Origin of the sequence: Thermoanaerobacter wiegelii Rt8.B1, from assembly GCF_000147695.2 — a bacterium.
GTDB classification, from domain to species: domain Bacteria; phylum Bacillota; class Thermoanaerobacteria; order Thermoanaerobacterales; family Thermoanaerobacteraceae; genus Thermoanaerobacter; species Thermoanaerobacter ethanolicus.
Genome location: NC_015958.1, coordinates 628,933 through 651,141, shown reverse-complemented (window position 1 = coordinate 651,141; position 22,209 = coordinate 628,933). Strand labels below are relative to the sequence as shown.

Annotated in this window: 24 protein-coding genes, 1 pseudogene and 1 riboswitch; of the genes and pseudogenes, 1 reads left to right on the top strand and 24 read right to left on the bottom strand. The window is 34.7% G+C overall.

From position 1 onward, the window contains the following. Nucleotides 1-17 precede the first annotated feature (17 nt). The 17 genes from THEWI_RS03085 to THEWI_RS03010 all read right to left on the bottom strand — a co-directional run bounded on the left by THEWI_RS03085 (nt 18) and on the right by THEWI_RS03010 (nt 14,498). Nucleotides 18-746, bottom strand: a complete 729-nt coding sequence (locus THEWI_RS03085) for an ABC transporter ATP-binding protein (RefSeq protein WP_014062414.1) — start codon at nt 744-746, stop codon at nt 18-20. Further along, the gene (locus THEWI_RS03080) at nt 739-1,509 is read right to left on the bottom strand and encodes an ABC transporter ATP-binding protein (protein WP_014062413.1); all 771 of its coding nucleotides are present in this window, start codon (nt 1,507-1,509) and stop codon (nt 739-741) included. The genes THEWI_RS03085 and THEWI_RS03080 overlap by 8 nt, the downstream gene beginning before the upstream one ends. Nucleotides 1,510-1,519: 10 nt before the next feature. Beyond that, nucleotides 1,520-2,515 (bottom strand): branched-chain amino acid ABC transporter permease, encoded by a 996-nt coding sequence (locus THEWI_RS03075; RefSeq protein WP_014062412.1) that lies wholly within the window; start codon nt 2,513-2,515, stop codon nt 1,520-1,522. 2 nt (nt 2,516-2,517) lie between these two features. Then, nucleotides 2,518-2,940 (bottom strand): branched-chain amino acid ABC transporter permease, encoded by a 423-nt coding sequence (locus THEWI_RS15215; RefSeq protein WP_279625616.1) that lies wholly within the window; start codon nt 2,938-2,940, stop codon nt 2,518-2,520. Beyond that, on the bottom strand, nt 2,837-3,385 hold the full coding sequence (locus tag THEWI_RS15210) for a branched-chain amino acid ABC transporter permease (RefSeq protein ID WP_279625615.1): 549 nt from the start codon (nt 3,383-3,385) through the stop codon (nt 2,837-2,839). Before THEWI_RS15210 ends, THEWI_RS15215 begins: the two co-directional genes overlap by 104 nt. 30 nt (nt 3,386-3,415) lie before the next feature. Further along, complete coding sequence (locus THEWI_RS03065) at nt 3,416-3,832, bottom strand: MaoC family dehydratase (RefSeq protein WP_014062410.1); 417 nt, start codon at nt 3,830-3,832, stop codon at nt 3,416-3,418. Nucleotides 3,833-4,097: 265 nt separating this feature from the next. Beyond that, nucleotides 4,098-5,504, bottom strand: coding sequence for a sigma-54 interaction domain-containing protein (locus THEWI_RS03060; RefSeq protein ID WP_014062409.1), 1,407 nt, complete (start codon nt 5,502-5,504; stop codon nt 4,098-4,100). 137 nt (nt 5,505-5,641) lie between these two features. Continuing rightward, nucleotides 5,642-6,820, bottom strand: coding sequence for an acetyl-CoA C-acetyltransferase (locus tag THEWI_RS03055; protein WP_014062408.1), 1,179 nt, complete (start codon nt 6,818-6,820; stop codon nt 5,642-5,644). Between the two features lie 15 nt (nt 6,821-6,835). After that, nucleotides 6,836-7,315: a pantetheine-phosphate adenylyltransferase gene (coaD, locus tag THEWI_RS03050; protein WP_014062407.1), complete on the bottom strand. Its 480-nt coding sequence runs from the start codon at nt 7,313-7,315 to the stop codon at nt 6,836-6,838. Between the two features lie 30 nt (nt 7,316-7,345). Next, nucleotides 7,346-8,191: a 3-hydroxybutyryl-CoA dehydrogenase gene (locus THEWI_RS03045; protein WP_014062406.1), complete on the bottom strand. Its 846-nt coding sequence runs from the start codon at nt 8,189-8,191 to the stop codon at nt 7,346-7,348. Nucleotides 8,192-8,273: 82 nt separating this feature from the next. Further along, nucleotides 8,274-9,281, bottom strand: a complete 1,008-nt coding sequence (locus THEWI_RS03040) for an electron transfer flavoprotein subunit alpha/FixB family protein (RefSeq protein WP_006570014.1) — start codon at nt 9,279-9,281, stop codon at nt 8,274-8,276. 15 nt (nt 9,282-9,296) lie between these two features. Then, complete coding sequence (locus THEWI_RS03035) at nt 9,297-10,079, bottom strand: electron transfer flavoprotein subunit beta/FixA family protein (protein ID WP_014062405.1); 783 nt, start codon at nt 10,077-10,079, stop codon at nt 9,297-9,299. A 12-nt stretch (nt 10,080-10,091) separates the two neighbouring features. Beyond that, on the bottom strand, nt 10,092-11,234 hold the full coding sequence (locus THEWI_RS03030; protein WP_014062404.1) for an acyl-CoA dehydrogenase: 1,143 nt from the start codon (nt 11,232-11,234) through the stop codon (nt 10,092-10,094). 77 nt (nt 11,235-11,311) lie between these two features. Then, complete coding sequence (locus THEWI_RS03025) at nt 11,312-12,094, bottom strand: short-chain-enoyl-CoA hydratase (protein WP_006570011.1); 783 nt, start codon at nt 12,092-12,094, stop codon at nt 11,312-11,314. Between the two features lie 84 nt (nt 12,095-12,178). Then, entirely contained in the window at nt 12,179-12,853 is a 675-nt protein-coding gene (locus tag THEWI_RS03020; RefSeq protein WP_003869324.1) for a redox-sensing transcriptional repressor Rex, read from the bottom strand. A 129-nt stretch (nt 12,854-12,982) separates the two neighbouring features. Then, on the bottom strand, nt 12,983-13,696 hold the full coding sequence (locus THEWI_RS03015; protein ID WP_014062403.1) for an OmpA/MotB family protein: 714 nt from the start codon (nt 13,694-13,696) through the stop codon (nt 12,983-12,985). After that, on the bottom strand, nt 13,677-14,498 hold the full coding sequence (locus tag THEWI_RS03010) for a flagellar motor protein (protein WP_003869322.1): 822 nt from the start codon (nt 14,496-14,498) through the stop codon (nt 13,677-13,679). Before THEWI_RS03010 ends, THEWI_RS03015 begins: the two co-directional genes overlap by 20 nt. A 124-nt stretch (nt 14,499-14,622) precedes the next feature. Here THEWI_RS03010 and abc-f point away from each other — a divergent pair. Further along, nucleotides 14,623-16,510: pseudogene (abc-f, locus tag THEWI_RS15405) on the top strand (ribosomal protection-like ABC-F family protein). A gap of 9 nt (nt 16,511-16,519) precedes the next feature. Here abc-f and THEWI_RS03000 read toward each other — a convergent pair. From THEWI_RS03000 to arcC, 7 genes are all read right to left on the bottom strand, one after another. After that, nucleotides 16,520-17,470: a D-2-hydroxyacid dehydrogenase gene (locus THEWI_RS03000; protein ID WP_014062401.1), complete on the bottom strand. Its 951-nt coding sequence runs from the start codon at nt 17,468-17,470 to the stop codon at nt 16,520-16,522. A 169-nt stretch (nt 17,471-17,639) separates the two neighbouring features. Beyond that, complete coding sequence (tsaD, locus tag THEWI_RS02995; protein ID WP_014062400.1) at nt 17,640-18,662, bottom strand: tRNA (adenosine(37)-N6)-threonylcarbamoyltransferase complex transferase subunit TsaD; 1,023 nt, start codon at nt 18,660-18,662, stop codon at nt 17,640-17,642. A 13-nt stretch (nt 18,663-18,675) separates the two neighbouring features. Then, nucleotides 18,676-19,122 (bottom strand): ribosomal protein S18-alanine N-acetyltransferase, encoded by a 447-nt coding sequence (gene rimI / locus THEWI_RS02990; RefSeq protein WP_003869318.1) that lies wholly within the window; start codon nt 19,120-19,122, stop codon nt 18,676-18,678. Between the two features lie 3 nt (nt 19,123-19,125). Next, nucleotides 19,126-19,818: a tRNA (adenosine(37)-N6)-threonylcarbamoyltransferase complex dimerization subunit type 1 TsaB gene (gene tsaB, locus THEWI_RS02985; RefSeq protein ID WP_014062399.1), complete on the bottom strand. Its 693-nt coding sequence runs from the start codon at nt 19,816-19,818 to the stop codon at nt 19,126-19,128. Then, nucleotides 19,815-20,276, bottom strand: a complete 462-nt coding sequence (gene tsaE, locus THEWI_RS02980; RefSeq protein WP_003869316.1) for a tRNA (adenosine(37)-N6)-threonylcarbamoyltransferase complex ATPase subunit type 1 TsaE — start codon at nt 20,274-20,276, stop codon at nt 19,815-19,817. The genes tsaB and tsaE overlap by 4 nt, the downstream gene beginning before the upstream one ends. A gap of 99 nt (nt 20,277-20,375) precedes the next feature. Then, complete coding sequence (locus tag THEWI_RS02975) at nt 20,376-20,960, bottom strand: ECF transporter S component (RefSeq protein WP_003869315.1); 585 nt, start codon at nt 20,958-20,960, stop codon at nt 20,376-20,378. Nucleotides 20,961-21,052: 92 nt separating this feature from the next. Continuing rightward, a riboswitch (FMN riboswitch) is annotated at nt 21,053-21,171 on the bottom strand. Nucleotides 21,172-21,255: 84 nt separating this feature from the next. Then, nucleotides 21,256-22,197, bottom strand: coding sequence for a carbamate kinase (gene arcC / locus THEWI_RS02970; protein WP_014062398.1), 942 nt, complete (start codon nt 22,195-22,197; stop codon nt 21,256-21,258). Nucleotides 22,198-22,209 lie beyond the last annotated feature (12 nt).

The following is a 22,209-nucleotide window of genomic DNA, read 5'->3' as shown; positions in this document are numbered from 1 at the left end:
TCCTCCTCTTATTATTTTTAATTTACATTCGACCCTGGTCTTTTACCTCCAAGATAAGTTGCTTTCACCTCCTCATTATTTTTTAAATCTTCTGCTTTTCCTTCCATTACTACTAATCCAGTTTGCAAAATATAAGCATAATTAGCTATTGCTAATGCCTGTCTGGCATTTTGCTCCACTAAAAGTACTGTTACCCCTTCTTGATTAATTTCTTTAATAATTTCAAATATTTCCTTAACTACACGTGGTGCAAGTCCTAATGAAGGTTCATCAAGCATTAACAATTTTGGCTTTGCCATCAATGCCCTTGCTATTGCGAGCATTTGTTGCTCTCCACCACTTAAAGTACCAGCAATTTGATTTTGTCTTTCTCTAAGCCGTGGAAAATAATGATAAATCCTATCAAGGTCTTTTGAAATATTATTTTTGTCCTTTCTGGTATAAGCGCCTATTTTTAAATTTTCTAAAACGGATAAACCAGGGAAAATTTCTCTTCCTTCAGGAGATTGTACAATACCCTTAGATACAATTAATTCGGGAGGTTTGCCATCTATTCTTTCTCCCATAAACTCTATTTTCCCACGGTCAGGTTTTAAAAGCCCTGATATAGTTCTAAGTATTGTGGTTTTTCCTGCACCATTAGCACCTAAAATCGCAACAATATCCCCTTCTTTTATTTCAATTGTTATGCCTTTTAGCACTTTAACATATCCGTAGGAAGATTCTATATCAATAAGGCTAAGCAATCTCTTCACCCCCCAGATATGCTTCGATGACAGCAGGATCAGATTTTACTTTTTCTGGTGTACCTTCGCATATTTTTTTGCCAAAATTCATTACACAAATATTCTCACATATATTCATGACAAGAGACATGTCATGTTCTACTAAAAGTATTGTAATACCAAGCTCATCTCGCAATTTTAATATTAATTCAGCTAATTCATCTGTTTCACTGTGATTCATACCTGCAGCAGGTTCATCTAACATGATTAGTCGTGGTTGAGATACAAGTGCTCTTCCTATTTCTACTAGCTTTTGTATTCCATAAGGTTGTGCCGATGCATATTCATGTGCTTTGTCTTCTATATTGAGAATTTTAAGTATTTCCATAGCTTCCTCCCTAATTCTTCTCTCTTCTTTTCTTACAGAAGAGAGCATAAAAGCAGCGGATAATATGTTCTCTCTTGTAAATGCAACTTGACCAACAAGCAAATTTTCTAATACAGTCATATGCTTAAAGAGTTCTACATTTTGAAAAGTTCTAGATATCCCTGCTCTTATTATTTCATGAGGTTTAAGCTTTGTAATTTCCTTACCCTCAAAAATAATTCTGCCGGAGGTAGGATTGTAAAACCTTGATACGCAATTAAAAACAGTTGTTTTCCCAGCACCATTAGGACCTATAAGCCCATAGATTTCACCCTTTTTAACACTAAAACTGAGAGAATCAACAGCTTTCAAACCTCCAAATTCCATAGTTAAATTGTCAACTATTAAATGTTCCATGCATTATCCCTCACTTCTCTATCTTAACTACGATTTTTTCTTGGTGCTTCGCAAATAATCTCTCAAATTTATCTTTTAGTCTAGCTCCCGCATATGCTATACCGTTTGGATAAAAGATTACGACGGCTATTATAATTGCACCTGTAATAATTTGCGATAAACTTTTTATGGGTAAATTGGAGGTAATCTGTGGAAGCCACGTCATAATTATTGCCCCAATTATGGACCCACTTATTGTTCCTATCCCGCCTATAACAATCATTGCAAGAAAATTAAGAGACATCCCTATGCTGAATGCATAATCATAAGGAGTCATAAAACCAAGCAGGTGAGCATAAAGGCTTCCTGCAATTCCTGTATAAAATGCGCTTAATCCAAAAGCTAATGTTTTATAATACGAAACATTTATTCCCATTGCCTTTGCAGCAATTTCACTGTCTCTCATAGCCATTAGGCTTCTGCCCACTTTTGTCCTTATAATATTCCAAGTCAATATTACAAGAACAATAGTTAAAATTAAGATAATATAGTAATAACTTAGATACGAATTAAACTTAAAACCAAATAACTCAGGTCTCAAAGGTTTTATACCAGAAAAGCCTCCAGTAAAATTTGTCCATATAGCAAAAATTTGTGTTACAGCTACACCAAATCCAAGAGTAGCTATCGCTAAATAATTCCTTTCCAACTTCAGTGCAGGAAGTCCTAAAAGAATCCCCACAATACCTGTTATTAAACCTGATAATATAAGTGCTATAAAAAATGGCACATGAAGTGTAAGTGTTAAATATGCTGAAGTATAAGCACCAACAGCCAAAAAAGCACCATGTCCCAAGGATATCTGTCCTGCATAACCCATTAGAAGATTAAGGCCTATTGCGACAATTGCATATATAAGCGACAAATCTAAAAGATACTGAAGGCTACCCGGTAAATTTAATATAGGTGGAATTAATGTAGCAATTAAAATTAGAACTATCCATGAGATGTATTTTTTTGCATTCATTTTTACACCTTCTTTCCCACTTTTTGGCCAACAAGTCCCGTAGGCTTAATCCATAGCATTATAACTATAAGAGCAAACGCAAATGTCGAACTCAGTTGCGCAGAAATATAGCCACTTGCAATGTTTTCTAACACTCCAAGTATTAACCCTCCTACTACAGGCCCCACAAAAGTTGTAAATCCTCCTAAAACTGCAGCAGTAAATGCCTTTAGCAACACAGAAGACATCATATTTACATCAAGAAATGTAGTTGGGGCTATGAACATACCTGCAATTGCACCAAGTATAGAACTTACAACCCAAGTAATAGAATAAACATGATTAACAGCAATACCCATTAACCTTGCAATAGTTGGATTTTCTGATGTAGCCCTTATAGCAATTCCAGCAAGAGTATATTTCAACATATAAAACAAAATTCCCATTATAAATACTGTAATAACTAATGTCAAAAGATTTGACTTTGATATCACTGCACCAAAAATTTTTAATTCCCCCCCCGACAATTGCTGGAAAACTATGAGTCTCAAAACCAAATGCCCATCCTGCTATACCATTTACAATCATCATAAGACCTAATGTCACAATTAAAAGACTTAAAACTGGAGCATTTTGTATAGGTCTTATGAAAAATCTTTCTACGATAAATCCTAAAACTGACGCAAACAAAAGTGCCAATATAAAAGCTTCCCAATAAGACATACCATAGGATGTCATAGTTGTATATGCAATAAAAGTAGAAAACATCGCCATTTCGCCCTGTGCGAAATTTACTACATCAGAAGTTTTGTATGTCAATACGAGACCTAATGCTGCTAATGCATATAATCCACCTGTAGCAAAACCGCTTATTAATTGTTGCAATAACATGTACTAACCTCCCATTCCAATAATTTCTGCTTACTCCTTTGGTGCAAGTACTGTTGCTACACCTTCTAGCACAACTTCATCATTTTGATTTGTACATATTGTTTTTAATTTAACTCGATTTTTTTCAGGGATGATTTCTACTACTTCTACCTCAGCTTTGATTGTATCGCCAATCCTTACAGGTTTTGTAAACTTCAATTCTTGACCAAGATAAATAGTTCCCGGTCCTGGTAACTTAGTACCCAAAACAGCAGAAATTAACCCCGCTGTCAACATTCCGTGAGCTATCCTTCCCTTAAACATCGTTTTTTCAGATGCTACCTGATTAATATGGGCAGGATTAAAATCACCTGTAATCCCAGCATATAAATATACATCTGTTTCTGTAATTGTTTTCTCAAAATAGTCTTTGTCACCAATTTTTAATTTATTAATCGTTTTCCCCATAATGCTACTCCTTTCAGTTGTTTTTCTCTAAATAGTAAAAGCAAAAAAAGTGCCAACTATTAATTTTGCTTAAAAATTTTTAGAAAATAAGCAGTCAAATGTGGATTTTTTAAATGTCCACCCTTTAAATTAAAAATTCTCTTGTTGCTTTTAAAGACATTACAAAATACAATTTTTTATTGATAAGTGTCTCACAATAATACAAAAAAACGCAAGAGATATGTCTCCTGCGTTTTCAAAATTTGTAGCTTTTCGCTACACAGTATCATTTTACTTCATTATCTTCGAGAATATTAAACTTTTTTAGCTTCCGATAAAGTCTTGACCTTGGTATTTTTAATATTTCTGCTGCTTGTGATTTATTATAGTTACACTCTTTTAAAGTCTCAAGGATTATCTTCTCTTCAAATTCTTCAAGCATTTGCTGAAGTCCCGACCCTTTCTTCCTTATGGGTATCTCTTTGTTTAGAATATAAAGAGGAATGTCTGTTTTCCTAATTGTATCACCTTCCGAATTGACAACCATTCGCTCAACTGCATTTCTAAGTTCCCTTATGTTACCTGGCCAATCATATTTCTCCAAAATATCATACACTTCCTTAGAAACTTTTTTGTATATTCCAGAATTCTGAGCCAAAAGGTACAAAAAATGATCTATCAAAAGTGGAATATCTCCTTTTCTTTCACGCAATGGTGGAACATTAAGCATTAATACATTTATTCTGTAAAACAAATCACTCCTAAATTTGCCTTCTTTAATAAGTTTTGTAAGGTCTTTGTTTGTCGCTGATATTACGCGTACATCAACTCTAATAGGTTCTTTGCCACCTACTCTTTCGATTTCTCCTTCTTGAAGCACTCTTAAAAGTTTTGCTTGCATTGTATACGGCATATCACCTATTTCATCTAAAAAGATAGTACCATGATTTGCAAGCTCGAACTTACCTATTTTACCGCCTTTTTGAGCTCCTGTAAAAGCGCCTTCTTCATAACCAAATAGCTCTGATTCCATTAACTGCTCTGGTATAGCAGCACAATTTACAGTTACAAAGGGATAATCTCTTCTGCTACTTGAATTGTGGATTGCCTGAGCAAAAAGTTCTTTCCCTACCCCACTTTCTCCATATATAAGAATATTGGAATCCATACTAGCCATTTTTATAGCTTTTTTCTTACACTCAATTATTGCATCACTTTTTCCAACAATATTCTCCCATGAATACCTGGCACCACGAATTTTTCTTAATGTTTTTTTATAGTGATTAAGTTCAGTCTCTAAAAGCCTGTTTTTTTCTATGAGTTTTCTAAGTTCATTTAAATCCTCAAACAAAATCATTCCAAAACCGCCAATAACCTCGTCGCCATCTTTTATCGCAATTCTATGCACAATAGCTTCTTTTCCATTGGCAAACTTATGTCTATAGGCAATCTCGTTCTGTCCTGTTTTCAAAACAAGAGGAAATCGCGAGTTTCGATCAACGTCCAATACGTATCTGTTAATAACTTTTTCTTTTTCCAAGCCTAAAAAATCTAAAAACGTTTTATTCATCATTTTTATATTACCTTCTGCATCAAGTATATCAAAAGCAATTGGCAGTTTGTCAAAAACACTTTCAAATAAAAATTCCATTTTTTCACTAAACAAAAACGACTTGCCAACATTCTTACCCATCTTTTCTCTCCCCTTAATATTAAAAAGAAGGGATGTATCATTTTAGGACATCCTTTGATATTTATTATATATGTAATCGTTATTAAAAGTCAATAACCCCCGGCATAAACCGAGGGCCATTATTTTCTCTATTTACTTTACATTTCTATAATCATTGATATGCCCATACCACCACCTATGCAAAGTGTCGCAAGCCCAAGATGGGAACCTCTCTTCTTCATTTCATAAAGCAGTGTCACTAAAATCCTAGCTCCGCTTGCACCAATAGGATGGCCTAAAGCTATTGCACCACCGTTGACGTTTACTTTATCCATATCAAAATTGAGTTCTTTTGCAACTGCTAACGCTTGGGCTGCAAAAGCTTCATTAGCTTCTATGAGGTCAATGTCTTCAATTTTTAAGCCTGCTTTATCAAGAGCCTTCCTTGTAGAATAAATAGGACCTAATCCCATAACGCTTGGGTCAACCCCTGCATAAGCGTAAGACTTAATTGTAGCAAGGGGAGTAATTCCTAACTCTTTTGCTTTGTCTTTTGACATAACAACCACAGCAGCTGCTCCATCGTTTATACCAGATGCATTTCCTGCTGTAACTGTTCCATTCGGTTTAAACGCAGGTTTTAATTTAGAAAGAGCCTCTAATGTTGTACCAGGTCTATAATGTTCATCCGTTTTAAATTCTATGGGATCGCCTTTTTTCTGAGGAATTAAAACAGGTACAATTTCATCGTTAAACCTTCCTGATGTAATCGCAGCTTCTGCAAGCTTTTGGCTTCTTAGCGCAAATTCGTCTTGCTCTTCCCTTGTAATTCCATATCTTTCAGCAACATTTTCAGCTGTTATCCCCATATGGTATTGATTAAATACATCTATTAAGCCATCATATACCATAGCATCAACTATTTTACCGTCATTCATTCTATAACCGAATCGTGCTTCATTAAGAACATAAGGTCCTCTTGACATATTTTCCATTCCACCAGCAACAACTATTTCTGCGTCTCCTGTCATAATAGCCTGTGCCGCCATTGCTACAGTTCTAAGTCCTGATCCACAAACCATATTAATTGTTGCAGATGTTACTTCAACTGGAATTCCTGCTTTCACTGCCGACTGCCTTGCTGGATTTTGTCCTAGTCCTGCTTGTATTACATTTCCCATAAGCACTTCATCCACTTGTTCAGGAGCAATGTTTGCCCTTTTCAAAGCCTCTTTTATAACAATTGCTCCTAAGTCTACAACAGGAATACCGGCCAAACTACCTCCAAATTTTCCTATTGCAGTTCTCGCACCACTTACAATTACAACTTCTCTCATACAAATCAATCCTCCTTACAGCTTTAACTTTTCCTTTAACTTCTGAGCTACTATTTCAGGCACAAATTTAGAAAAACCCCCTCTGAACTGAGCAATTTCTTTTACTGCACTAGAACTGAAATAACTGTATTGCTCATTTGTCATTAAAAAAACTGTCTCAATTGAAGGATCTAATTTTTTATTAATTAAAGCCATTTGAAATTCATACTCAAAGTCAGAAACCATCCTTAAACCTCTTATTATAACACCAGCTCTTACTTTTTTTGCATAATCTACTAATAAGCCATCAAAGTAATCTATTTGGACATTAGGAATATTTTTTGTTACAGCTTTTAAAAGTTCCATTCTTTCTTCTATTGAAAATAAAGGCTTTTTGATTGGATTTAAAAGTACAGCGACAATTAATTTGTCAAATAAAAGTGCTCCTCTTTTTATAATATCTATATGGCCATATGTAACTGGATCAAAACTTCCTGGATAAATTGCTGTTTTCATATCAATTCTTTCCTTTTTAGATTATATTCGTTATTTATATTCAAAAAATCCTTTCCCTGTTTTTCTTCCCAAAAGTCCTGCTCTAACCATTTTTCTCAAAAGCGGATGGGGTCTGTATTTTGAATCATTAAATTCTGAATAAAGTGTATCCATTATTGCAAGAACTACGTCATTGCCTATAAGGTCAGAAAGAGCAAGAGGTCCTATGGGATGGTTTGCTCCTAATTTCATCGCTTCATCTATGTCAGATGCAGAAGCTACTCCATCAGCTAAAACTCCTATAGCTTCATTTATCATGGGAATTAAAATCCTGTTTACCACAAAGCCAGGAGCTTCATTGACTTCAACAGGAGTCTTACCAAGCTTTTGCGCCAGCTCTTTTACTGTATTAAAAGTCTCTTCAGAAGTCTTCATGCCTTTTATAACTTCTACTAATTTCATGACAGGCACAGGGTTAAAAAAGTGCATTCCGATAACTTTTTCAGGCCTTGCTGTGCTACTTGCTATTTCCGTTATTGAAAGAGAAGAAGTGTTTGTTGCAAGTACTGTACCTTCTTTGCATACGTTATCAAGCTCTTTAAAAATTTGTTTTTTTATCTCCATGTTTTCTATAGCTGCTTCAATAACAAAGTCAACATCTTTCGCCTCATTAATGTCAACAGTGCCTTTTATTCTTCCTAAAACTTTATTTTTTTCTTCTTCTGTAATTTTGCCTTTTTCAACACTTCTTTTGAGATTGTTTTCAATTACTCCTAAACATCTTTCTACAAACTTGATATCTACATCTCTTATTATTACATCGAAACCATTTTCTGCAAATACCTGGGCTATTCCCGAACCCATTGTACCTGCACCGACTACAAATATTTTTTGCATTTTAAAACACCCCTTCTAAATTTATTTATAAGAGGGTCAGCTGCCAAAAGGTCAGCCGCCCTCTTTTTTATATATGCAAAATTCATGCCATCTCGTTATTTTTAATCCTCTTTATTTCCTCTATCAATGCCGGTATTACTTTAAATAAATCTCCAACTATTCCATAATCAGCTACTTTAAAAATAGGTGCATCAGGATTTTTATTTATGGCAACTATCGTTTTTGCATTTCCCATGCCTGCAATATGCTGTATCGCCCCACTAATTCCACAAGCTATATAAAGCTTTGGCCTTACGGTTTTACCTGTCTGCCCCACTTGATGATCAGAGGAAATCCATCCTGCATCAACTGCAGCACGAGAAGCTCCTACCACTCCTCCTAAAGCATCAGCTAATTGCTGAATTAGCTTAAACCCTTCTGCCCCTCCTACCCCCCTTCCTCCAGAAACAATAATATCTGCCTCTTCTATATTTACTTTACTCTTCGCTTCTTTTATTATATCAAATATTTGGGTCCTTATGTCACCCTCTTTAATATTTGCCTGTATTTCTATGATTTCTCCTTTGCGCTTTCCGTCTTTTGGAGCTTTTTTCATAACTCCAGGCCTCACAGTCGCCATCTGAGGCCTTCTTTCTGGACATATTATTGTGGCAATGAGATTGCCTCCAAAAGCAGGACGTATTTGTAAAAGCAATCCATTTTCATCTATATCAAGTCCCGTACAGTCTGCTGTAAGGCCAGTGTGCAATCGTGAAGCAATTCTTGGTGCAAGGTCTCTTCCTATATATGTGGCTCCATACAAAATCACTTCTGGCTTTAACTCATTTACAAGGTCTGCAATGACTTTTGCATAGCCTTCTGTCGTATAGTTTTTAAGAAGTGGATTATCTATTACATACACTACATCAGCACCATATTTGATTAATTCATCTGCCAGCCCTTTCACACCATATCCAACTAACACTGCACAAGCTTTTACACCTTTTTTATCAGCAAGTTTTCTCGCTTCTCCTAATATCTCTAAAGATACATTCATTAATCTTTGCTCTCTTTGCTCGGCGAACACCCATATATCTTTGTATTCATTCATTTTTTCCAGCCTCCTTCATATAACATGCTTTTCAACTAATCTTTGGACAAGGTTTTGCACACATTCCTTTACATTGCCTGTAAAAATTTCTCCTGCCCTTTGTGTCTCTGGAGTAGTTGTGGAAATAACTTTTGTAGGAGACCCTTTAAGTCCAACTTCTTGAGGATCTACTCCTAAATCTGCAGCAGTCACAATTTTAACTTCTTTTTCTCTATACGCTTCAAATATTCCCTTTATAGAAGGATACCTTGGAGTATTAAGCTCTTTAATCGCTGTTAAAAGCACAGGCATTTTGACTTTTATGACTTCATATCCGTCTTCAAGTGCTCTTTTTACGATAAGTGTATCACCTTCAATTTTTACTTCTTTTACATATGTCACTTGAGGAATATTAAGCTGTTCAGCCAATTGGGGGCCTACCTGCGCAGTATCCCCATCTATAGCTTGTCTACCACAGAATATTATGTCATAGTCAAATTTTTTAGCCATCTTTGACAAAGTTTTGGCAGTTGCATAAGTATCAGCACCCGCAAATACTCTATCAGTCAAAAGATATGCCTCATCGGCACCCATAGCCAGTGCCTCTCTTAACGCAGTTTCAGCCTGTGGAGGTCCCATTGTTATGACAATAACTTTTGCTCCATATTCTTCTTTAATTCTTATAGCTTCTTCTAAAGCATTTTTATCATCTGGATTTATTATGCTGGGAACCCCTTCTCTTATAAGGGTTTTTGTAACTGGATCTATCTTGACTTCGTTAGTGTCAGGCACTTGTTTTATAAACACAAGTATATTCATGGCAATTCCTCCTTACATCTTTAATAAATTCAAGGCTATGACCATCTTTTGAACTTCTGAAGTACCTTCATATATTTCTGTTATCTTTGCGTCTCTCATTAATCTCTCAACTGGATAGTCTTTTGTATAACCATACCCACCAAAAATTTGTACCGCCTTTGTAGTAACTTCCATGGCTGTCTCAGAAGCAAAAAGCTTTGCCATAGCAGCTTCCATCGTATAACTTAAATTGTTTTGCTTTCTCCATGCAGCGTAGTAAACAAGATGTCTAGCTGCACTTGCTTTTGTAGCCATTTCAGCAATATACCACTGTAAGCCCTGAAATTTCCCTATAGGCCTTCCAAATTGTTGCCTCTCTTTCACATATTTTGTGACCTCGTCTAACGCTGCCTGAGCTATTCCTAAGGCTTGAGCGCCAATACCTATTCTTCCGCCGTCCAAAGTCACCATTGCTATCTTAAACCCCTCTCCTTCTTTGCCAAGTAGGTTTTCTTTAGGCACTACACAGTCTTCAAATACCAATTCTGCTGCCCTCGAGCCTCTTATGCCCATTTTTTCTTCTACTTTTCCTATATAAAAACCGGGAAAATCTTTTTCTACAATAAAAGCACTTATTCCTTTAGTACCTTTAGATTTATCGGTCATAGCAAAAACTATATATACATCTGCCTTTCCGCCGTTGGTTATAAAAATCTTAGAGCCGTTTAAAATGTAATGATCTCCTTCTAATACTGCTGTCGTTTGCTGAGCTGCTGCATCAGTTCCAGCATTAGGCTCTGTAAGCGCAAAAGCCCCTAACTTTTCTCCTTTTGCCAATGGTATTAAGTATTTCTCTTTTTGCTCTTTTGTTCCCCACTGGAAAATAGGAAAACATGCCAATGATGTATGAGCAGACAATATTACGCCTGTCGCCGCACAAGCGCGGGATATCTCTTCCACTGCAATAATATAACTTATATAATCTCCTCCTGCTCCTCCATATTCCTTTGGATATGGAATTCCCATCATATCAGCTTTCGCTATTTTTTTGACATTATCCCAAGGAAATTCACCCGTTAAATCAATTTCCTTTGCTTTAGGTGCAATCTCTTTTTCAGCAAATTCTCTTAATATTTTCCTTACCATTTGTTGTTCTTTCGTCAATGAAAAATCCATTAAAACTCCTCCTTTTTTGATATTTTTTTAACACTTAAGATTACAGATAAAGGGTTATCACCCTTTATCACCACGTATCACTTATCCACAAATTTAGGAGCTCTTTTTTCTAAAAAAGCTGCCATACCTTCTTTTTGATCCTCTGTAGCAAAACAAACAGCAAAAGCCTTTGCTTCATAGCTCATACCTGTTTCAATATCTGCATTAATCCCTATATTTATAGCTTCTTTTGCAAGCCTTACAGCAATCATCCCCTTTGACATTATCTTTTTCGCAATGTTATAAGCTTCTTCCAATAGTTTTTCTTGCTCTACTACTTTTGAAACAAGTCCTATTCTTAAAGCTTCTTCAGCATCTATCATGTCCCCTGTGTAAATAAGCTCCTTCGCTTTTGACATACCTACAATTCGAGGTAGTCTTTGTGTGCCTCCAAATCCCGGTATAATACCAAGTCCCACCTCTGGCTGCCCAAATTTTGCATTGTGACTTGCAATCCTTATGTCACAAGCCATTGCCAGTTCACAACCTCCTCCAAGAGCGTAACCATTAACAGCAGCAATAACAGGCTTTTTCATAAGTTCAATCTTTCTAAACACTTTTTGGCCAAACTCAGCAAATTCTTTTGCTTTAAGTGGATTCATATCCTTCATTTCAGAAATGTCCGCTCCCGCTACAAAAGCTTTTTCTCCTGCTCCTGTTATTATTACTACTTTCACCTCCTCATTTTCCTTAACTTCTTCTAAAGCCTGGTCTATTTCTTTAAGAGTTTCTAAATTCAACGCATTCAAAGATTTAGGTCTGTCAATAGCAATGAGGGAAACGCCTTCATTTAGTTCTAGCTTAATATTTTTAAATTCCATAAAAAACCCTCCTTCTTGTTTTATCATTAAAATTTAAAAGCAAAATTCATGCCAAAATTAAAATAGATGGATAGAAAATTTACACTACCCATCTATTTTAGCAGTTTCTCCTTTTAACTTTTTAAAGAGCTCTTCTTCATTTAATCTATATGATACAGTAAATAAACTATCACTTAAATGAACATTTTCTAAAATTACATCATCAGGTACCTTTAAATCTATTGGCGAAAAATTCCAAATCGCCTTAATTCCCGCTCTCACCAGTCTGTCAGCAGTATATTGAGCATTATCTTTGGGAATACATAAAATACCTATGTCGATTTTATTACGGGCTATAAAATCTTCTACTGTTTCTACGTCCATCACTTCAACATCTCTAATTTTAAGCCCAAATAAACGAGGATTAATATCAAAAATCCCCTTTAAATTAAAGCCAGATTTTTCAAAGCTAGTATAATTGGCAATCGCTTGACCAAGATTTCCTGCTCCTATGATGATAGTATTGTAAGTTTTATCAAGGCCTAAAATCTTAGTCAAATTATTATAAAGCTCTTCTACATTATAGCCATATCCCTGCTGTCCAAAACCGCCAAAATTATTTAAATCTTGTCTAATTTGAGAAGCAGTAACTCCCATCTTTTCGCTTAATTCTCTAGAAGAAATACGCTTTACATCGTTTTTAAGAAGTTCTTCAAGATATCTATGATATCTTGGGAGCCTTCTTATTACAGCCATTGATACTATAGTCTTTTTGCTCACTGTCCTCACCTCATTCTACTATGTAATTGAATTATATAATATTGTAAATTTTTTGTCAACGTAACAAAAACATAGTAGAATATGAGGAATTCTAAAAAATTTCTGTAATAGCACTAAAATTTTTTAATTTTACTGGCTTTTAGGCTCCCATTTATTATATTCTGTATTCATAATGACAATGTCTACTCTTCTATTAAGTCTTCTATGTTCTTCTGAGTCATTTGGAACAACAGGCCTGTATTCCCCATATCCTACTGCTGAAATTCTCTGGGGTTCTATTCCTACTTCATTTACCAATATTTTTACCACATTAGTTGCTCTTATAACAGACAGTTCCCAGTTTGAATCGAATTTACTGTTGTGTATAGGGAGGTCATCTGTAAATCCTTCCACTCTAATATGGTTTGGAAGAGTTTTTAACATATTACCTATTTTTATTAAAACATCTTTCTCTTCCGGATGTACATCAGCAGAACCTAAATCAAAAAGAAGAGAATCCTGCATACTTATTACAAGTCCTCTTTCATCTATATAACTTGTTACCATACCTTGAAGATTGTTTTCTTTTATAAAACCGTTCAATTGCTTTTCAATTTCTCCCAAACTATTTTTGTCTCCACTATTACCTTGAACAAAACTGCTCCCACTATACTGGCCTATCACGTAATCAGTTCCAGTAAAAGTTTTGCTTAAAGAACTGGCAATTTGAGCAAATTTGGTAGCATTAATAGTACTTATAGTATACATCACTATAAAAAATATTAAAAGTAAAGTAATCATATCAGAATAAGTAAGCAGCCATCTTTCGTGATTTGGCTTTGATTCATCTTCCAACCTCTTCATTTAATTCAACACTACCTTTCTGAGGTATATTTTTGCGCTGCGCTTGTGTAATAAATGTCATTAACTTTCTCTCTAAAATCTTTGGATTTTCACCAGCTTGCAGTGAAAGACTTCCTTCTAATATCAATTCTCTTTCCGTCCTTTTAATATGAGCTCTATTTTTTAATTTTTGAGCAATAGGAAGCCACAACAAGTTTGCAGAGCTGACACCATACAGTGTAGCTATAAATGCTACCGCTATAGAAGGACCTAATTTGTCTGGTTCACTTAAATTACTTAACACGTGAACGAGTCCCATAACTGTTCCTATGATACCCATTGTGGGTGCATAACCACCCGCAGATTCAAAAATACCTGCTTCCTTTTTTGCTTCCATATCCTCTATATATATTTTATTCTCCATTGTCGTTCTAATAAGTTCCATATCAGAACCATCAACAACTAATTCTAAACTTTCCTTTAAAATAGGGTCAAATTTTTTTATTTCTTCAGACTCAATCTCTGATTCGAGGCTTAAAAGTCCTTCGCTTCTTGCTTTTTGTGCCAAATAAGTAAAATACTTTATTATCTCAAGGTAATTATCCTTTTCATTTTTAAAAGCTCTCACTAAAAGTCCCGGCACTTTTTTAATTTCATCCATAGAATAAGAAGTTATAGTAGCCCCTATAGTACCCCCAAAAACTATTATAGCAGCAGAAACCCCTATTAACGAAGCAACAGTACCGCCTTCTAATGTAAATCCATAAATCAAAGAACCTACTCCAAGCACTATACCCACTATTGTAGCTATATCCAAGTCCATCACCTTCCATTTAAAAATACACTCATTAATTTTTATCGACACATATTAAAAAAAGTTATAGTTTACTACACTTTTACAAAATAAATTTTTTTGATATATTTAATATGAACAGGAGGTTATATTTATGGCAATCATAACAGTAAGCAACGTGACAAAAAGTTACGGTATCGATATAATTCTACAAAATATTTCTTTTATAGTCAATGAAGGAGACAAAATAGGAGTAATAGGCGAAAATGGTGCTGGAAAATCCACTCTTTTTAACCTTTTAGCCGGTTTTACTGAAGTTGACAATGGAACAATTTCAATTTCTGCAAATAAAATTGGATATCTACAACAAAATACTGTAATTGAATCTGAAAAAAGTATATATGAAGAAGTAAAAACAGTTTTTGATGAAATATTCCAATTAGAAAAGCAAATTAAATCTCTAGAGGAAAAAATCTCACAAACAAAAGATTCACATCTACTTGATAAACTTTTTTTGGAATATTCCTTTTTAACAGACAAGTACAATGAATTAGATGGTTATTCTGTAGAAAGTAAAATAAGAGGGGTTTTAAATGGATTAGGATTTGACGTGTCCCAATTTGATACACCTGTATCAACTTTAAGCGGCGGTCAAAAAACCCGTCTTATGCTGGCAAAAACTTTACTTTTAAGTCCAGATGTCCTATTATTAGACGAACCTACCAATCACTTAGACATAAACTCAATAGAATGGCTAGAACAATATTTAAAATTTTATAATGGTACAATTTTAATTATATCCCATGATAGGTATTTCTTGGATAAAATTGTCACTCGAATATTTGAAATTGAAAATACTCATTTAAGTGTTTACGAAGGCAATTACACAGAATATTTAAAAAGAAAAAAATTGGAAATGGAAGCAAAGTTAAAAGCTTATGAAGAACAGCAAAAAGAAATAAAAAGAATTAAATCAATTATACAGATTCAAAAAAACCGTAGAACAGAAAAGTCAGTAAAAATGGCAGAAAGCAAGCAAAAACTATTAGAAAAAATGGAAATAATAGAAAAGCCAGTGATAAATAATAAATCTATCAACTTGCGTTTTGATTTCGATTTAGAAAGCGGAAATGATGTATTGACAGTCAAAAATTTGTCTTTACGCTTTGACAGACAAATTTTCTCCAATGTATCTTTTGAAATAAAAAAGGGGAAAAATTGCCCTTTTAGGGCCAAACGGAATAGGAAAAAGCTCTCTTTTAAAAATATTAGTGGGGGAAATTGACAATTTTGAAGGGGAAATTAAATTTGGCACAAACGTAATAACAGGTTATTACGAACAAGAATTTAAAAGTTTAAATGCTGAAAAAACAGTCATTGATGAAATATGGGATGAAAATCCATATCTTACTCAAACAGAAGTGAGGACATTATTAGCTTCTTTTCTTTTTAGAGAAGAAGATGTCTTTAAAACTATCTCTACACTAAGTGGTGGTGAAAAGGCAAGGCTTTCATTGCTAAAGCTCATCCTTTCAAAAGCGAATTTTCTACTTATGGATGAACCAACTAACCATTTAGATTTAAAAGCAAAAGAAGTATTAGAAGAAGCTTTGTTAGATTATACTGGAACTTTATTATTTGTCTCCCATGACAGATATTTTATAGACAAAATTGCTACAAAAGTGATGATTTTGACACCTCAAGGTGTAGAAGTATACTTAGGTAATTACAGCTATTATATAGAAAAGAAAAACCAGCTTAACGAAGAAGAAGAAACAATCAAAAAAACAAAAACACAGATAAAAAACGAAAGGTATAAAGAAAGATTAGCTAAACTTAAGTTAAAGCAGCAAAAAGAGTATCTGAAAAACCTTGAAAATTCAATTTATCAAGCTGAAGAAAGAATAAAATATTTGGAAGAAAAAATGTGTGATGCTAAAATTTATAAAACAGGAGAAATTGTAGAAATACAAAAAGAATACAACGCCCTTAAAAGTAAATTGGAACAAATGTATGAAGAATGGGAAAATTTAAGCGGGTAAAAACCCGCTTTAGTATCCTTTATCTAAATTTACAATATTTCTCAAAGGTCTTCCTTCTTTATAAGCTATCAAATTTTCTCTTAAAATTTCCATCGCTCTTTGCATGTATAAAGGCGTAACCCCTGCCATGTGAGGTGTGATTATCACATTTTCCATATCCCACAAAGGACTGTCTTCCTTTAAAGGCTCTTCTTCAAAAACATCTAGTGCAGCCCCTTTTATAACCTTATTCTCAAGCGCATTTATTAAAGCTTTTTCATCCACTACTTTTCCTCTCCCAACATTTATAAAGTAACTGGTATTTTTCATCCTGCTAAATACGTTTTCTCCTATCAAGTGATAAGTATCTTTAGTCAAAGGAAGTATAGATATTACATAATCGGCAAGTGGCAATATATCACAATCTTCAATAGAGGTATACATTTTTTCCACATACAAAGAAGGTTTGCCCGAATTTCTTATACCATAGACCTTCATGCCAAATTCTTTTAAAAGTCTTGCAATTTCCTCTCCTATGCTTCCTACTCCTATTATCAAAGCAGTCTTACCTGTAAGCTCTGAAACCCTAACAGATCTATCCCATACTTTTTTCATTTGATTTCTTACAAAAACGTTAAGGGCTCTCTCAACCATAAGCATATAGCCTATGACTTGTTGTGAAATTTGATATTTGTGGACATCTCTAGAATTAGTAACTATTACCTTCATTTCTTTCAGTTTTTCAAAAGAAAGAGTATCTGCACCTGCACTCAAAAGATGAATCCATTTTAAGTTTGAAGCCTTGTCCACAATATTGGAATAAAATTCAAAGTCAAAGCTTATGATAATCTCTGTATCTTTTACATACTTTTCAGCCTCTTCCTCATTTTGAACGTAAAGAACGTCATATCCCTCCATTTGCTCTTTAATTTCTTTTATGTAATTGTCATTTAATTTTGTGAAAAGCAAAATATTTCTCATAATAACCCCCCTAAGCTTTAAAATTTTGATTTATTTTTAATATATTTTCATTCTATTTTATTACAGTAAATACAATGAAATATATTTAAGCACAATATCCACAAAGTTATCCACAGACCTTAAAAGGCAATACATCATAAACTTCGACAGATTTCCACATTTTCAACAGTCAAATTTTTTCCCCAATCTTTAAGTAAGGAATGGCATTTAAATCCAAGCCAGATGTTTTCCCTTTTATAAAGTCATAATAAGCGGCAGCAGCTATCATTGCCCCATTGTCTGTACAATAAATTTTATCAGGATAATGGACTCTTATTCCAATTTTCTTCGCTTCTTCTCCTAATTTTTCCCTCAAAAAACTATTAGAAGCTACCCCTCCTGCTATAGAAATTTTGCCAATATTTTTCCTCTTTGCTGCATCAATTAATTTTTTTACCAAGACCTCCACCACATTTCTTTGAAAACTAGCCGCCACATCATAAACATTTATCTCTTCTCTTTTTTGCTTTTGTCTATTTAAATAGTTTAAAACCGCCGTTTTAAGCCCACTAAAACTAAAATCAAAATTTCCTTCCTCCATAAAAGATTTGGGAAACTCAATAGCTTCCATATTCCCCAGCTTTGCAGCCTTTTCAATAGCAGGCCCTCCAGGATACCCCAACCCTAAAGCTCTTGCTACTTTGTCAAAGGCTTCTCCTGCCGCATCATCCATTGTTTGTCCCATTACTTCGTATTCTCCATAATCTTTTACAAAAACAATGTGACTATGTCCCCCGGAAGCCACAAGGCAAATAAAAGGAGGAGCAAATTCACCTCCTAAGTAATTTGCAGCTATATGACCTTCTAGGTGATTTACTCCTATAAAAGGCTTGTTTTTTGCATAAGCTAAAGCTTTGCCATAAGACAAACCAACTAAAAGAGCACCTACTAATCCTGGCCCATAGGTAGCAGCAATTACATCTACTTCATCAAGAGTTAGTCTAGCTTTTTCTAACGCCTCTTCCACTACAAAAGATATTACTTCAATATGCTTTCTTGAAGCTATTTCTGGCACTACGCCACCATATTTTTTGTGAACCTCTATTTGAGAATATATTACATTTGACAATACTTCTTTGCCGTTTTTAACAACTCCTGCGGCTGTTTCATCGCAGGAAGATTCTATTCCCAAAATTATTACATCTTTATCCATTATTTCACCACCATCACAAGTCGTATTTCCACATTATAATTGCATCCTCATTATTATCTTGATAATAGCCTTTTCTTCTACCTAATGGTCTAAAGCCATATTTTGCATACAAATGTTGCGCTGTTATATTTGATTCTCTCACCTCTAATGTCATGGCAGTTATTCCATTTTTCTTAGCAAGGTCAATTAAACCTTCCATAATTTTACTTCCAATTCCTTTAGATCTGTATTCCGGATGAACTGCTATATTGGTTATATGACCTTCATCTACAACCACCCAAAATCCTCCATAACCCACAATTTTGTTGTCAACTTCCGCCACTATATACTTAGCACAGCTGTTCTTTGTAACTTCACTTATAAAAGCTTCTTTAGACCAAGGAGTGCTAAAACTTAGCTTTTCAATTTCCAAGACCTCCTCCACATCTTCTTTCCTCATAGGCCTTATAATAACATCCATTAATTAACTCCCCTCGCCACTTAAACGAATTTCAGCAGCCGATTTCCTGATATACATCGGCTTGAAATCAAAGTAACTAATCACTTCTCCTTTTTTTATCTTTTGAATAGCAAGCTCTCCTATGGAGGCAGCTCTTGCCATGTTATCTTTGTCCTTTGCAAATAAAGCTTTATCCCTTATCATCTCTTGTAATTTATCTTTATAGGAATAAACACCCTCTCCTACGAACAACACTTTGTCAGAATAATTGCTTACCAACTCCGTAATTTCCTCTAAAGAATACACCCCAGCATCTATTAAAACTTCAAAATTACCACCTCTTATCAGCATTCCATAAACATTTTCATTTAAAGCATCTATGACAGGGCATATTATTCCTTCAAATTCACTGACATTATATGCAAGAGCTAAAAGAGAAGATACTCCTACAATAGGTATGTTAAGAGCATAAGCCAAACCTTTTGCAGTGGCAGCACCAATTCTAAGCCCTGTAAAAGAGCCCGGTCCCTCTGAAACAGCCACATGAGTTATTTGATTTATCGGTACTTCACACTTTTTAAGTAGTTCATCTATCATAGGCATTAAAATTACTGAATGCCTTAGATAATTTATAGAGTATTCTCCTATTATCCCCTTTTCATCTACTAATGCAACAGTAGCAGTTTTAGAAGAAGAATCTATTGCCAAAATTTTCATTGCCCCATCTCCTTTAAAAGCTCCTCATATCGTCTTCCAAAATCTTTAAATAAAATAACTCTTTCATCTTCTTTTTCTCCTTTTTGAATTATCACTTCTAACCTTTCTTTCGGAAGTAAAGGTCCTAACCTTTCAGGCCATTCAATTGCACAAACTCCTTCGTCATAAAAATATTCCTCATAACCTATGTCATAAAGGGCCGTATAATCATCTAACCTATATAAATCAAAATGATAGAGAGAAATCCTTCCTCTATGTTCATTGACTAAAGTAAAAGTCGGGCTGGTAATTGGTTCATTTATTTCTAACCCCTTTGCAATTCCCTTTGTAAAAACAGTTTTGCCACTTCCCAGCTCACCATATAAAAGAATTATATCTCCACTCCTTAACAGCCTTCCTAATTTTTCTCCTAAAGCAATGGTCTCATCTTTATTTTTGCAAATATAAGTCTTCTTCACCAATTCTCACCCCACTCGTTATAACTTTATTATATACTATCTTTTAACAAATTAAAAATAAAAATAATCCCCAGCATGCGCTGAGGATTCTCAAAAAAATCAATGTTTCAAAACTGGTGAAAGCTTTTTATATATCAATAAAGTGATTAACGAAAGCATAATTCCTTTTAGCACATTAAAAGGAAAAATACCATAAGCTATAAGGGTTCTAACATCCACTATGTTTTTATTTGCAGCCTTACTCATACCAATGATAGCATCCATAGGCCATCCCATAACTTTTTGGTACAAAGGGAGAAAAACATAGTAATTTAAAAGTGAAGCGGTAAAAGCCATCACAACTGTAGCAATCGCCATAGATATAAGGGCATTTTTTCGCGTCTTATTGAATTGATATATTATGCCTGCTGTGTATACAAATATAGAACCCACAGAAAAATTTGCAATTTCTCCAATGCCACCCGATTGAGTTATAGTAGCATGGATTATGTTTTTAATAAGCTCGACCATTACACCATATAAAGGTCCCATAGCAAAAGAAGCAACTAATGCAGGTACGTCACTAAAATCCAGCTTTAAAAAGCCAGGGAATAGAGGTACCTGAAATTCCAAGTACATCAGTATAAAAGCTGTAGCAGAAAGAAATCCCACTTTTACTATGGCTTGTGTTTTGGTTTTTTCCACAATTCATCCCTCCAATTTTATTTACTAAAAAAATCCTGAAGATAAATCTTCAGGATTTTTTGTGATTTATTTTGCAAAAATAGGCACAAAAAGAAAATCTTCTCCCCTCCAGACTTTCACTGTCGGCTTTGGAATTTCACCAAATCGACCGCATGCGCGGCTCGCGGGCTATACCGCCGGTCGGGAATTTCACCCTGCCCCGAAGATTTACCTTCATCTTATTCAATTTTAATTTTATTCTCTCACTTTTATCTCTCTTTGTCAATAGTTTTTGTGAAAAATTTTTAATTTATTTTCATAAGCTTATAACTGTGCCTGCTTTTCCCTCTAAAGCTTCTAATGCTTTGCCTAAAGAAGTAATTATAGCTCGCCTTCCTACTTTTGACTTTGCAAACCTCACTGCTGCTTTAACTTTTGGAAACATACTGCCTGGTGCAAAATGGCCTTCTTCCATGTATTTTATTGCCTCTTCCACTGTCATTTTGTCAAGAAACTTTTGATTTGGCTTGTTGTAATTTATTGCTACCTTTTCAACAGCTGTAAGAATTAACAGCACATCTGCACCAATATCTTCTGCCAATTTTTCAGAAGCCAAATCCTTGTCTATTACGGCAGCTACTCCTTTTAAATTGCCATTTTCCTTAATAACAGGGATTCCTCCTCCCCCAACTGTTATTACTATTACCCCATTTTTTTCAAGTAACTTTATTGTATTAAGTTCTACAATTTCTTTTGGGTCAGGGGAGGGAACAACTCTTCTATATCCTCTTCCACTGTCTTCTACCATTTCATAACCTTTTTCTTTTATTAAAACTTCAGCTTCCTCTTTTGTGTAAAAAGGCCCTATTGGCTTTGTAGGTTTTTTAAAAGCAGGGTCATTTTTATCCACTACAACCTGTGTTATAATAGTTGCTACTTCTTTTCTGATATTTCTCTCCTTCAAAACTTCTCCTAATGCCTGTTGAATCATATATCCTATCATACCCTGGCTCTCTGCCCCACACACATCAAAAGGCATTGCAGGGACAACTTTTGATGCGACTTCATTTTGTATGACTATATTCCCCACCTGAGGACCATTGCCATGAGTAATTACAACGGAATACCCTTTTTCAATTATATCCACTAAATACCCCGCTGTCCTCTTCACTACTTCCATTTGAGCCTCTGCAGTAGGAGGCGTATTCACATCCTGCAGAGCGTTCCCTCCTAAGGCAATAACAACTTTTTCCCTCATAATGTCCTCCCC